The sequence below is a fragment of the Streptomyces sp. NRRL F-6676 genome (assembly GCF_000725625.1).
In the GTDB taxonomy this organism is placed as follows: domain Bacteria; phylum Actinomycetota; class Actinomycetes; order Streptomycetales; family Streptomycetaceae; genus Streptomyces.
Genome location: NZ_JOHS01000022.1, coordinates 38,596 through 51,029, shown reverse-complemented (window position 1 = coordinate 51,029; position 12,434 = coordinate 38,596). Strand labels below are relative to the sequence as shown.

General features: G+C 70.5%; 10 protein-coding genes. 3 read left to right on the top strand and 7 right to left on the bottom strand.

Going from position 1 to position 12,434, the window contains the following annotated elements:
- Positions 1 to 82: 82 nt before the first annotated feature.
- Positions 83 to 1,594, bottom strand: a complete 1,512-nt coding sequence (gene dop / locus IO29_RS16200) for a depupylase/deamidase Dop (protein WP_420705376.1) — start codon at positions 1,592 to 1,594, stop codon at positions 83 to 85.
- A 232-nt stretch (positions 1,595 to 1,826) separates the two neighbouring features.
- Positions 1,827 to 3,593 (bottom strand): proteasome ATPase, encoded by a 1,767-nt coding sequence (gene arc, locus IO29_RS16195; RefSeq protein WP_030381950.1) that lies wholly within the window; start codon positions 3,591 to 3,593, stop codon positions 1,827 to 1,829.
- A 244-nt stretch (positions 3,594 to 3,837) separates the two neighbouring features.
- Here arc and IO29_RS16190 point away from each other — a divergent pair, with 244 nt between their 5' ends.
- The gene (locus tag IO29_RS16190) at positions 3,838 to 4,161 is read left to right on the top strand and encodes a ferredoxin (RefSeq protein WP_030381951.1); all 324 of its coding nucleotides are present in this window, start codon (positions 3,838 to 3,840) and stop codon (positions 4,159 to 4,161) included.
- Between the two features lie 83 nt (positions 4,162 to 4,244).
- Here the strand turns inward: IO29_RS16190 and IO29_RS16185 are convergent, their stop codons facing one another.
- From IO29_RS16185 to IO29_RS16175, 3 genes are all read right to left on the bottom strand, one after another.
- Complete coding sequence (locus IO29_RS16185) at positions 4,245 to 4,823, bottom strand: hypothetical protein (protein WP_030381952.1); 579 nt, start codon at positions 4,821 to 4,823, stop codon at positions 4,245 to 4,247.
- A 225-nt stretch (positions 4,824 to 5,048) separates the two neighbouring features.
- Positions 5,049 to 5,954: a tRNA (adenine-N1)-methyltransferase gene (locus IO29_RS16180; protein WP_006141749.1), complete on the bottom strand. Its 906-nt coding sequence runs from the start codon at positions 5,952 to 5,954 to the stop codon at positions 5,049 to 5,051.
- A gap of 64 nt (positions 5,955 to 6,018) precedes the next feature.
- Positions 6,019 to 7,566: a site-2 protease family protein gene (locus IO29_RS16175; protein ID WP_030381953.1), complete on the bottom strand. Its 1,548-nt coding sequence runs from the start codon at positions 7,564 to 7,566 to the stop codon at positions 6,019 to 6,021.
- Positions 7,567 to 7,708: 142 nt separating this feature from the next.
- Here IO29_RS16175 and IO29_RS16170 point away from each other — a divergent pair, with 142 nt between their 5' ends.
- Positions 7,709 to 8,857, top strand: coding sequence for a RecB family exonuclease (locus tag IO29_RS16170; RefSeq protein ID WP_107065948.1), 1,149 nt, complete (start codon positions 7,709 to 7,711; stop codon positions 8,855 to 8,857).
- A gap of 79 nt (positions 8,858 to 8,936) precedes the next feature.
- A complete protein-coding gene (locus tag IO29_RS16165) occupies positions 8,937 to 9,608 on the top strand; it encodes a response regulator (protein WP_030381534.1) in 672 nt (223 codons plus the stop codon).
- A gap of 111 nt (positions 9,609 to 9,719) precedes the next feature.
- Here IO29_RS16165 and IO29_RS16160 read toward each other — a convergent pair whose 3' ends face one another.
- Together IO29_RS16160 and IO29_RS16155 are read right to left on the bottom strand one after the other, a co-directional pair.
- Positions 9,720 to 11,330, bottom strand: coding sequence for an ABC transporter substrate-binding protein (locus tag IO29_RS16160; protein ID WP_030381533.1), 1,611 nt, complete (start codon positions 11,328 to 11,330; stop codon positions 9,720 to 9,722).
- A 343-nt stretch (positions 11,331 to 11,673) separates the two neighbouring features.
- Positions 11,674 to 12,372 (bottom strand): HAD family hydrolase, encoded by a 699-nt coding sequence (locus IO29_RS16155; protein WP_030381532.1) that lies wholly within the window; start codon positions 12,370 to 12,372, stop codon positions 11,674 to 11,676.
- Positions 12,373 to 12,434 lie beyond the last annotated feature (62 nt).

Genomic DNA, 12,434 nt, shown 5'->3' with positions numbered 1-12,434 from the left:
GTCCGACATCGGCCCCGTGATCGGATCATTCCCCCGCACCGCGGTTTCCACCCCGCCCGGCCGGATCGGCCGGGCGGGCCGCTCAGCCGCCCGACAACACCCTGACCAGGTCCTCGGCGGTGCGGCAGCGGTCGAGCAGCTCCTTGACGTGATTACGCGTTCCGCGAAGCGGCTCCAGCGTGGGTACCCGCTGGAGGGAGTCCCGACCCGGCAGATCGAAGATCACCGAGTCCCATGAGGCCGCGGCCACGTCGTCGGCGTACTGCTCCAGACACCGGCCGCGGAAGTAGGCGCGGGTGTCCTCCGGGGGCTGCGTACGGGCCCGCTCGACCTCGTCCTCGTCCAGCAGCCGTTTGATCCGCCCGCGGGCCGCCAGGCGGTTGTACAGGCCCTTCTCGGCGCGCACGTCGGCGTACTGGAGGTCGACGAGGTGCAGCCGGGCGGCGTCCCAGTCCAGGCCGTCACGGCGCCGGTAGCCCTCCATGAGCTCCCGCTTGGCGACCCAGTCGAGTTCGCCGGCCAGGCTCATCGGGTCGTTCTCCAGCCGGTTGAGCGTGTCCTCCCAGCGGGTGAGGACGTCCTTGGTCTGCTCGTCCGCGTCGGCGCCGTAGCGCTCCTCGACGTACTTGCGGGCGAGCTCGAAGTACTCCATCTGGAGCTGCACGGCGGTGAGCGTGCGGCCGCTGCGGAGGGTGACCAGATGCTGGAGCGTGGGGTCGTGGGAGACCTGGTGGAGGGTGCGTACGGGCTGGTCGACGGCGAGGTCGACGGCGATGAAGCCGTCCTCGATCATGGAGAGCACCAGGGCCGTGGTGCCCAGCTTGAGGTACGTCGAGATCTCCGACAGGTTCGCGTCGCCGATGATCACGTGCAGCCGGCGGTACTTCTCGGCGTCGGCGTGGGGCTCGTCGCGGGTGTTGATGAGGGGGCGCTTGAGCGTCGTCTCCAGGCCCACCTCCACCTCGAAGTAGTCCGCGCGCTGGCTGAGCTGGAAGCCGTGCTCGTGGCCGTCCTGGCCGATGCCGACGCGGCCGGCGCCGGTGACGACCTGGCGGGAGACGAAGAAGGGCGTCAGATGGCGCACGATGTCCGAGAAGGGGGTCTCCCGCTTCATCAGGTAGTTCTCGTGCGTGCCGTAGGAGGCGCCCTTGTTGTCGGTGTTGTTCTTGTAGAGGTGGATCGGCTGGGCGCCGGGGAGCTGGGCGGCCCGCTCGGCCGCCTCGGCCATGATCCGTTCGCCGGCCTTGTCCCACAGCACGGCGTCCCGCGGGTTGGTGACCTCGGGGGCGCTGTACTCGGGGTGGGCGTGGTCGACGTAGAGGCGCGCCCCGTTGGTGAGGATCACATTGGCCAGGCCGATGTCCTCGTCGGTGAGCTGGGTGGAGTCGGCGGCCTCACGGGCGAGGTCGAAGCCCCGCGCGTCCCGCAGCGGGTTCTCCTCCTCGAAGTCCCAGCGGGCCCGGCGGGCCCGGTGCATCGCCGCCGCGTAGGCGTTGACGATCTGGGACGAGGTGAGCATGGCATTGGCGTTGGGGTGGCCGGGGACGGAGATCCCGTACTCCGTCTCGATGCCCATTACTCGCCGTACGGTCATGCGGCCCTCCTTGCCCGGCGGCGTCCCCGGTCGGGGGCGGCGCTCAGATACCGCTGGTGCTCCGGTGCGCGTGCGGTGCCCGTCCCCGCACGGCGCGACGCGGCGGTATGAAAGAGCCTAGAACGCCTCTGCGCTGGTGGGGAGATCATTTGCGTCATTGGTGGTCCGGCGGTGGCCGGTAAAGCAGTCGGCTGCGGGTACCCGTCGTGGGCACCCGCAGCCTCCCTTTGCGCTACAGGTACTGCCCGGTGTTGGCCACGGTGTCGATGGAGCGCCCGGTGTCCGAACCCTGCTTTCCGGTGATGAGCGTACGGATGTAGACGATCCGCTCGCCCTTCTTTCCGGAGATGCGGGCCCAGTCGTCCGGGTTGGTGGTGTTGGGCAGGTCCTCGTTCTCCTTGAACTCGTCCACGCATGCCTGGAGCAGGTGGGAGACGCGGAGACCCTTCTGGTTCTTCTCCAGGAAGTCCTTGATCGCCATTTTCTTGGCGCGCCCGACGATGTTCTCGATCATGGCGCCGGAGTTGAAGTCCTTGAAGTACAGGACTTCCTTGTCGCCATTGGCGTAGGTGACTTCCAGGAAGCGGTTTTCCTCGGATTCGGCGTACATGTGCTCGACCGCGGTCTGGATCATTCCCTGGACCGTGGACGCCTTGTCGCCACTGTGTTCGGTGAGGTCGTCGGCGTGCAGCGGGAGGCGCTCGGTGAGGTACTTGCCGAAGATGTCCTTGGCCGCCTCGGCGTCCGGACGTTCGATCTTGATCTTCACGTCGAGCCGGCCGGGGCGCAGGATCGCGGGGTCGATCATGTCCTCACGGTTGGAGGCGCCGATCACCACCACGTTCTGAAGGCCCTCCACACCGTCGATCTCGGCGAGCAGCTGCGGGACGATGGTGTTCTCCACGTCCGAGCTGACGCCGGAGCCGCGGGTGCGGAAGAGGGACTCCATCTCGTCGAAGAAGACGATGACGGGCGTGCCCTCGGACGCCTTCTCACGGGCCCGCTGGAAGACCAGGCGGATCTGCCGCTCGGTCTCGCCGACGTACTTGTTGAGGAGCTCGGGGCCCTTGATGTTGAGGAAGAAGCTCTTGCCGGCGGCCTGGCCGGTGACCTCGGCGACCTTCTTGGCCAGCGAGTTGGCGACGGCCTTGGCGATGAGCGTCTTACCGCATCCGGGGGGCCCGTAGAGCAGCACGCCCTTGGGCGGCCGCAGTTCGTGCTCCTTGAAGAGGTCGGGGTAGAGGTACGGCAGTTCGACCGCGTCCCGGATGGCCTCGATCTGGCCGCCGAGACCGCCGATCTGCTCGTAACCGATGTCGGGGACCTCTTCGAGGACGAGTTCCTCGACCTCGCTCTTGGGGACCACCTCGTAGACGTAGCCGGAGCGGGGCTCCATCAGCAGGGCGTCGCCGGGGCGGATGGTGATGTCGAGCAGCGGCTCGGCGAGCCGCACCACCCGCTCCTCGTCGGTGTGCCCGATGACCAGGGCGCGTTCGCCGTCCTCGAGGATCTCCTTGAGGGTGACGATGTCCCCGACGCTCTCGAACTCCATGGCGTCGACCACGTTGAGAGCTTCGTTGAGCATCACTTCCTGGCCGCGCCTGAGTTCGTCGAGCTCCACGGAGGGGCTGACGTTGACGCGGAGTTTGCGGCCGCCGGTGAAGATGTCGGCGGTGCCGTCCTCATTGGCCTGTAGGAAGACTCCGAAGCCGGCCGGCGGCTGGGCCAGCCGGTCGACCTCCTCCTTGAGGGCGACGATCTGGTCGCGGGCCTCGCGGAGCGTGCCGGCGAGTCGTTCGTTCTGGGCGGACACGCCGGCCAGGTTGGTCTGAAGCTCGACGATCCGCTCTTCGAGAATCCTCGTGTGTCGCGGAGAGTCGGCGAGCTTGCGTCGCAGGACGGCGATCTCCTGCTCAAGATAGGCGATCTGCCCGGCCGGGTCGTCGGACCCGCGTCCCGGGCGGATGCCGCGGTTCATGTCGTCGTCGTGGGCTGCCACGGTCCTCACCTCCTCCAAGGGGAGCTGGACGCTTCCAGACCCTACCTGGGTGGGTGTCGATTGAAACCCCTAGATCACAAAGACGGTCGGGGTGTGTCCGATCTTCACCCTTGCGCTCTCCCTCACGCCAGGGGAATACCCACCGAACGCGATTGAAAAGCCGCCCCGGGTAGGGTCGAACTGTTCAACACCCGCCGGAGCTGGCCGGATTCCCGTCCGGCCCGGCACAGAAAGGGCAGGAGAGATGACCGTGCAGCAGGAGCCGACCGGCGCGGGCGAGGCGCTGGAGGTGTGGATCGACCAGGATCTGTGCACCGGCGACGGGATCTGCGCCCAGTACGCCCCGGAGGTCTTCGAGCTGGACATCGACGGCCTGGCCTACGTCAAGGGCGGCGACGACGAGCTGTTGCAGGCCAGGGGCGCGACGACGCCCGTGCCGCTGCCGTTGCTGACGGACGTGGTGGACTCGGCGCGGGAGTGCCCGGGCGAGTGCATCCATGTGCGGCGGGTCTCGGACAGCGTGGAGGTGTACGGCCCGGACGCCGTGGAGGCCGCGGACGCCGGGTGACCCGCCGGATGCGGTACGTCACTTCTGTCTGTTTTCTCACATTCGCCCGGCCGTGAAGCGGACCTTCAGGCGCGGCCGTGCCTTCAGACGCGCCGGGCCGGGGCCGGAGTGGAACGCTCGAACACGCCGTTCTTCCACTGCCACTTGGCGTGCTCGGTGACGTCGGGGCAGCAACTGGGCACGTCGGCCGTGGAGTAGCCGAGCAGAGTGGCGGTGACGGTGCCGTCGGCGACCGTGAACTCCGTGACGGTGTCGCGGTCCTTGGGGGCGACCAGGGTGGCGACCACGCGCGGCTTCTTGTCGCCGGCGGCCTGGGTGAGGACGTAGACGCCGTCGGGCGGGGTACCCATGCCCGACTCGCAGTGGACGACGGCGGCCGTCTCGGGGCGGCCGTCGCCGTCGAGATCGCCCTCGGCCTTCTTCTGGACGACGAGCTTGCTGCGGCCGCAGTCGAGAGGGAAGGCGGCCTTGGCGGGGTCGGGCGCCGGGGCGGTGACGGGGGCGGCCTTCGCGGCGGTGTGCGCGGGCTGGGCGGCCGTCGCGTGGCCGGGCTGCATCACGGCGGAGAGGGCGATCACGCCGGCGAGGGCCGTGGCCGTGGCGACCCAGTGGATCGGGCGGGTGGTGGCGTGGGCCAGTTCCGGGACGGCGGATTGCTGCACGAGGACGGCGTCTCCTGTGAGGGCTGAGCCGGCGGGGGTGCTCGGCATCGTGCCACACGTCACAGTCCCGGGGAACGGCGGGGTCCGGATTTCCTGCGCACCGCCGGGCAGGACGCCGTCAACGGCGAAGGGCCGTGGCCGAGTTCCCCGGTGTGTCGGGGAACTCGGCCACGGCCCTTGAGCGTTGTACGCGGCACCGGGCCGCCGCGCGGGGGCCCGGTGGGGTCAGCGGCCTGCGGTGCCTCCGTCGGCGTTGGGGCCGGCGTAGTCCTCGCCGTAGGCGCCCTTCGCGGGGCGACGGCGGCGCATGGGCGGTTCGACGCCGTCGGCGAGGCGGCGGGCGGTGAGCAGGAACCCGGTGTGGCCGATCATGCGGTGGTCCGGGCGGACGGCGAGGCCCTCGATGTGCCAGTTGCGGATCATCGTCTCCCAGGCGGTCGGCTCGTTGAAGCAGCCGATCTCGCGGATGGACTCCACGGTCCGCGCGAGCTGGGTGGTGGTGGCGACGTAGGCGCACAGGATGCCGCCGGGCACGAGCGCCTTGGAGACGGCCTCCAGGCACTCCCAGGGGGCGAGCATGTCGAGGATGACGCGGTCGACGTCGGTGTCGGAGAGGTTGTCCTGGAGGTCGCCGACGGTGAGCTGCCAGGCGGGGTGCGGGCCGCCGAAGTAGCGCTCGACGTTGCCCTGGGCGATCTCGGCGAAGTCCGCGCGGCGCTCGTAGCTGTGCAGCATGCCCTGGTCGCCGATGGCGCGCAGCAGGAAACTGCTGAGCGAGCCGGAGCCGACGCCGGCCTCCACGACGCGGGCGCCGGGGAAGATGTCGGCGAAGGCCAGGATCTGCCCCGCGTCCTTGGGGTAGACGACGGCGGCCCCGCGGGGCATGGACAGGACGTAGTCGGGGAGCAGGGGGCGCAGCGCGAGGTAGGCGACGTTCCCGGTGGTACGGACGACGCTCCCCTCGGGGGCGCCGATCAGTTCGTCGTGCGGGAAGGAACCCTTGTGGGTGTGGAAGTTCTTCCCGGCTTCGAGCGTGAACGTGTAGTGGCGACCCTTGGGGTCGGTCAGCTGTACCTGGTCCCCGACCTTGAAGGGCCCGCGACGGCGGGCGGCACCGGTCGGTTCGGACATGTGCCCAGCGTAGCCCCTGCCGGGGGCTGGTCGTGACGGGGCCGCCGTCGGGCCGGGTGCGCGGTCAGGCCGGCCGGGCCATCGCCCGGACGAAGGCGCGTTCCACGTCGGCCGCCGACAGGACGCCGTAGATTTCGCCGGTCTCCTCCACGACGAGGTATTCCGTGGCGGGGGTGGCGCGCAGGACGTCGAGGAGTTCCTCGCCGGAGAGTTCCGCGGAGACGCGCATGCCCTCGGTGAGGTCCTGGGCGAGCCCGCTGACCGCGACCCAGGGGCGACGGTGCTCGGGCACCCCGACGATGGCCGCCTCGCGGACCAGGGAGAGCGGCTCCCCCTGGGGGTCGACGACGACCAGGGCGCGGGCGCCGACCTCGTTGGCGCGGCGCAGCGCCTCGGAGAGCGGGGTGTCGGTCTCCACGGGGACGGCACGCCGGGTGAGCGCACGGGCGCGCAGTTCGGGCAGGTGTTCCCGCAGCCGGGCCATGCGCAGGCTGTTGCCGGCGCCGGTCCAGATGATCGCGGCGAGGATGGCGGCGAGCAGCGCGTCGGTGACGGTGTCCATGCCGCTGATGTCCTCGGGGTCGCCGCCCAGGGCGCCGGTCTGGGTGAGCAGCGGCAGCCCGATCAGGACGGCGACGGCGAGCGCGCGGCCGACCCAGGCGGCGGCGACGGTGCCGCTCATCGGAGTGCCGGTGATCTTCCAGACGACGGCACGGAGCATGCGACCGCCGTCGAGCGGGAGGCCGGGCAGCAGGTTGAAGACGGCGACGATCAGGTTGGAGATCATCAGCCCGGCGAGCAGGACCCCGGGGACCGTGCCGGGGTCGACGGGGCCCATGGCGAGGTAGAAGACACCGGCCAGGACCAGGGAGAGCAGCGGGCCGACGAAGGCGAGGACGAACTCCCGGCCGGGGGTCTCGGCCTCCTTCTCGATCTCGGAGACGCCGCCGAAGAACTGGAGCTGGATGCGGCGGACCGGCAGCTTGAAGCGGAGGGCGGCCACGGTGTGCGCGAGTTCGTGGACGAGGACGGAGGCGTAGAAGGCGACCGCGAAGAAGAGGGAGACGAGATAGCGGGCGGCGCCGAGCTCGGGCAGGACGCGGTCGAGCTGGCCGCCGAAGACCCAGGTGATCAGGGCGGCGACGAGGAACCAGCTCGGGGCGACGTAGACGGGGACGCCGAACGGGCGGCCCATGAGCAGTCCGCCTCCGGGGTCCTTGGGCCGCTGCGGCCCACGCGGACCGCCGGTGCCGCCCGTGCCGGTGGCGCCCGTGCCTGTTTTGCCTGTGCCTGTGTTGCCCGTGCCTGTGTTGCCGGACGATGCCTCGGTCCGGCCCCGGTGTGCGGGCGCCGGGGGGTGCGGGGTGTCGGCCCGTGCGCCACCGGGGGTGTGGTCCGCCGGGGGGCCGGGGGCCGCGTCGGCCGGGGGGCCGGTGTGCGAACCGGGCGTCTCCTCGTGCGGGGCGCGCTCCTCGGGGGTCCGCCCGGTGTCGGTGGTGTCCGGGGTCGGCTCGGGGCGGGACGCGTCGGTGCGGGGCGGCTGCCCCTCGTGGCGATCGCTCGCCCGGTCGTTGCCGGAGCGCGGCTGTCCGCTCCCGCCGCTCTCGTCCACGGTGTCCCCTCGATCGAAGCGTCTCCCGGTCCCGGCGCTGACCGGGCGGAAGGGTCCGGTGTCGATGGTATGCGGCCGTGGCGCCGGGTTCCGCCCCGGCACCCCCTCAGCTTGTCAGTGGTGGGCCGTATGGTCTGTGGGCATGGAGACCAGCACGGAGGGCGGCGCGGCGGCGCCGGCCGACACGGAACCCCAGGCCGCCTCGGCCGGGGTGCCCACAGCCGCCGGCCGGGCCGACGGCACCCCGGCCGAGGCGGCACCGGCACCTGCGCCCGCGGCGACGGGAACGGCGCCCGCGGATACGACGGCGGCTACGGCCACGGAGACCACCACCGTGACCGAGGCCGCGCCGGCACCCCCCGCCATACCGGCCCAGGCCCCCGCCCCCGCCGCCCCCGCGCCCACCCCCGCCGCCCGGCGGCGGGCGCCCGCGCGCCCCACGTCGTTGTCGCCGTCCCGTGCCGGTGACTTCATGCAGTGCCCGCTCCTCTACCGCTTCCGGGTGATCGACCGGCTGCCGGAGAAGCCGAGCCCCGCGGCGACCCGCGGCACCCTGGTGCACGCGGTGCTCGAGCGGCTGTTCGACGCACCGGCCGCCGAGCGCACCGCCCCCCGCGCCCGGTCCCTGGTTCCCGGCCAGTGGGACCGGCTGCGCAAGAACCGCCCGGAGCTCGCCGAGCTGTTCGCCGACGACGCGGACGGCACCCAGCTGGCGCGCTGGCTGGCGGAGGCCGAACAGCTGGTCGAGCGCTGGTTCGCCCTGGAGGACCCCACGCGCCTGGAACCCGTCGAGCGGGAGCTCTTCGTCGAGACGCGGCTGGAGTCGGGGCTCACCCTGCGCGGCATCATCGACCGGGTGGACGTGGCCCCGACCGGCGAGGTCCGCATCGTCGACTACAAGACGGGCAAGGCCCCGCGCCCGGAGTACGCCGAGGGCGCCCTGTTCCAGATGAAGTTCTACGCCCTGGTGGTGTGGCGGCTGAAGAAGGTCGTGCCACGCCGGCTCCAGCTGGTCTACCTGGGCAGCGGCGACGTGGTGACGTACGACCCGGTCGTCGAGGATCTGCGGCGGGTCGAGCGGAAGCTGCTGGCGCTGTGGGAGGCGATCCGGTCGGCCACGGAGACGGGCGACTGGCGGCCCCGGCCGACCAAGCTGTGCGGCTGGTGCGACCACCAGCAGTTCTGCCCCGAGTTCGGCGGCACTCCCCCGCCCTACCCGCTGCCGCTCGCACTGCCCTTCGGGGCGCCCGATTCCGACGACGGCGAGCAGGGCAGAATAGGGCCTCAATAGGGGCTGTCGTCCGAATCAGACCCCGTGTCTGCGGGCTGAGGCAAACGGCAGCCCCTATGACCTACCGAGGGAGTTGCACGTGGCCGTCCGCGTCCTACTGGTCGACGACCAGCCGCTGTTGCGCACCGGGTTCCGGATGATCCTGGAGGCCGAGCAGGACATCGCGGTCGTCGGCGAGGCCGGGGACGGCCTCCAGGCGCTCGACCAGGTGCGGGCGCTCCAGCCCGACGTGGTGCTGATGGACATCCGCATGCCGCGGATGGACGGGGTGGAGGCGACCCGGCAGATCACCGGGCCGGGGCGGGACGGACCGGCCAAGGTGCTGGTGCTGACCACGTTCGACCTCGACGAGTACGTGGTGGAGGCGCTGCGCGCCGGTGCCAGCGGCTTCCTGCTCAAGGACGCGCCGGCCAACGAGCTGGTGCAGGCGATCCGCGTGGTCGCGGCCGGGGAGGCGATGCTGGCGCCCAGCATCACCCGCCGGCTCCTCGACAAGTACGCGACGCATCTGCCGTCGGGGGACGAGCCGGTGCCGGACACCCTGCACACACTGACGGACCGTGAGGTCGAGGTGCTGAAGCTGGTGGCGCGCGGGCTGTCGAACGCGGAGATCGCCGCGGACCTGTTCGTCAGCGAGACGACGGTGAAGACGCACGTCGGCCATGTGCTGACCAAGCTGGGGCTGCGCGACCGCGTGCAGGCCGCGGTCTACGCGTACGAGAGCGGTCTGGTCCGGCCGGGCGCGCAGTAACCGCCTCCGCCCCTCCCCCGCACGGACGCCGGCGACCGCGCGCGAAAGGGCGCCCCTCCCGGTTCAGGAGGGGCGCCCTTTCGCGTGTCCGGCCCGGCGGAGGCCTTCGGGTCAGCCCTTCACGCCTCGGCCCAGCTCCCAGAGCTGGAGGGTCGAGGAGGAGTTGATGGCCCATTCGGAGCCCGTGATGTCGTCGCGGGCGGCGATGTACTGCTTGCCCTGCCACAGCGGCAGCAGTGGCACCTCCTCGGCGACGATGTCCTGGATGTCCGTGAGGTCCTTGGCCGCGCTGAGCCGGTCGGCCTCACGCCGCGACTGCGGCAGCAGCTGGTTGCGGATCTTGTTGCTCACGTAGGGCGTGTTGAGGGTGTTGTCCTTGTCCAGGAACGGCGACAGGTAGTTGTCGGCGTCCGGGAAGTCGGGGAACCAGCCCATGCCGTAGACGTCGAACAGGCCCTTCTGTTCCTTCGTCTTGTAGTCGTCCTGCTGCCAGCGGTAGCCCTTGATGGACACGTCGAACAGGCCACTGGCGTTGAGCTGCTTCTGGAGGACCTCGAATTCCTTCTTGGTCGCCGCGCCGTAGTGGTCGGTCGTGTAGTGCATCGTCAGCTTCACCGGGGTGGTGATGCCGGCCCCGGTCAGCAGCGTCTTGGCCTTGCTGACGCTGGGGTCGCCGTACTTGTTGAGGAACGCGTTGGAGTGGCCGGTGACGGTGGCCGCGACCATCGAGTACAGCGGCTCGGCCTGGGTGCCGTAGACCTCGGAAACCAGCTGGCCGCGGTCGATTATCTGGGCTATCGCCTGGCGCACGGCCTTGTTCTTGACCGAGTCGGCCTCGGTGTTGAAGCCGAGGTAACGGATCTCGAGACCGGGCATCTCGACGAGGTTGATGTCACCGTTGGTCTTGGCGGACAGCTTGTCGATCTGGTCCGGCGTCATGGCGCGGGCCATGACGTCGATGTCGCCCTTGGACAGCGCGTCACCCATGGCGTCCGCGGAGGGGAAGGACTCCAGTTCGACCTTGTCGTTCTTCACCTTGAGCAGCCCCTTGTAGTTGGGGTTCTTGGTGAAGACGGCCTTGACCATCGACTTGTCCTTGACCTCGGCCTTCAGCGTGTACGGGCCGGAGGCGTCGATCGAGAAGCCCTCGCGCAGCTTGTCCTTCTGGTAGTCCTTGGGGTTGAGGATGCCCGCGACCGGAGTGGACAGCTTGAACGGGAAGGTGGCGTCGGCCGTCTTGAGGTGGAAGATCACCTGACGGTCGCCCTTGGTCTCGATGGTGTCGATCGTGGACAGCAGCGCGAAGACGCCCTCGGGGTCCTTGATCGTCAGCGCCCGCTCCATGGAGAACTTGACGTCGTCGGCCGTGACCGGGGTGCCGTCGGAGAACTTGAGGTCCTTGCGCAGCGTGCAGGCGTAGCGCTCGTTCCCGGAGTCGGTGAAACCGCAGCTCTGGGCGGCGTCGGGCTGCGGGGCGCCGTCACCCTTGGGGTAGGCCATCAGCGTCTGCACGGTCTGCCGCAGGACGTTCCACGTGCCCACGTCGTACGCGTAGGCCGGGTCCAGCGGGGCGGGCCGCGTCTTCAGCTGGGAGAACGTGTCCGTGGTGCCGACGACGATCGCGTCGCCGCTGCTGCTCCCACTGTCGGAACCACCGCAGGCGGCGAGCACAGGAGCGAGCAGGCCGACGACGGCCGGCAGCACCAAAGTCTTGCGGTTCATGCTCGAGATTCTCCAGAGCGGTCGAGTCCGTGTACCCGGCATGCAGGGGTGTCGCGGCGGATCACGGGGGTAGTGACGGTGTTTACCGCGATGAGATTAGTAGGCGCCGACAGACGCGCCCGCAGCCCCCGGAGTTGAGTCCCCATCACGGAGCGAAACCGGGTGTGGACACACCGAAAACCCGACAGGGGGAGGATTCGCGCAGCGTCCCACCAAACGGGACACATGGGCGCGTCCCCGCGCGCCGAAATGGGGTGAACAGCACACGCGGAGTCCGCTGTCGACCCCCTCGCGCGTGGCGAACCTCACATCCCGAGCGGTGTGGGCGGGGACCGGAATCCGGTCATCCGGACGCCATCAGGCCGCGCAGGAACGGCAGATCGACCTCTTCCAGGGAGTCGACGACCGTGCGCCCGGGGGCGGCGGTGATGGGTGCCACGGAGGGGACGGCGAGAACCCGGCAGCCGGCGGCCTCGGCAGCCGCCACGCCGGTCGCGGTGTCCTCGACGACGGCGCAGCGCTCCGGCCGCGCGCCGAGCCCGGAGGCGGCCAGCAGATAGGGGTCGGGGAACGGCTTGGTCCGCTCGACCTCGTCGCCGGCGACGGTCAGGGCGAAGTACTGCGGTCCGACGGCGGCCAGGACCCGGTCGATGATGCGCCGGTGGGAGGCGGAAACCAGGGCGGTGGGGATGTCGTGGGCGGCCAGCTCGGCCAGCAGCCGGGCGGCGCCGGGCATCAGCGGCAGGGCGTGGTCGATGCAGTCCTTGAAGCCGTCGTTGAGCAGGACGGTGAGTTCGGCGAGGGTGATGTCGGCGCCGGTGGCCTCGATGAGGAAGCCCGCGCTGCGGGTCATGGGGCCGCCGACCACGACCTCGCGCCAGGAGTCCTGAAGGCTGTGGCCCAGGGTGGCGAAGACGTCCCTCTCGACGTCCCACCAGAAGCCTTCGGTGTCCACCAGGGTGCCGTCCATGTCGAGGAGCACGGCCTGAAGGGCCGAGCCCTCCGCCGAGCGGGTTCCGAGCGCGGGGACGGTTGTCGTCATCCGACGCACCTCCTTGAGGGACGAGCAGGCCGGTTCCCGAAGAGGAACCGGCCTGCGGTGGA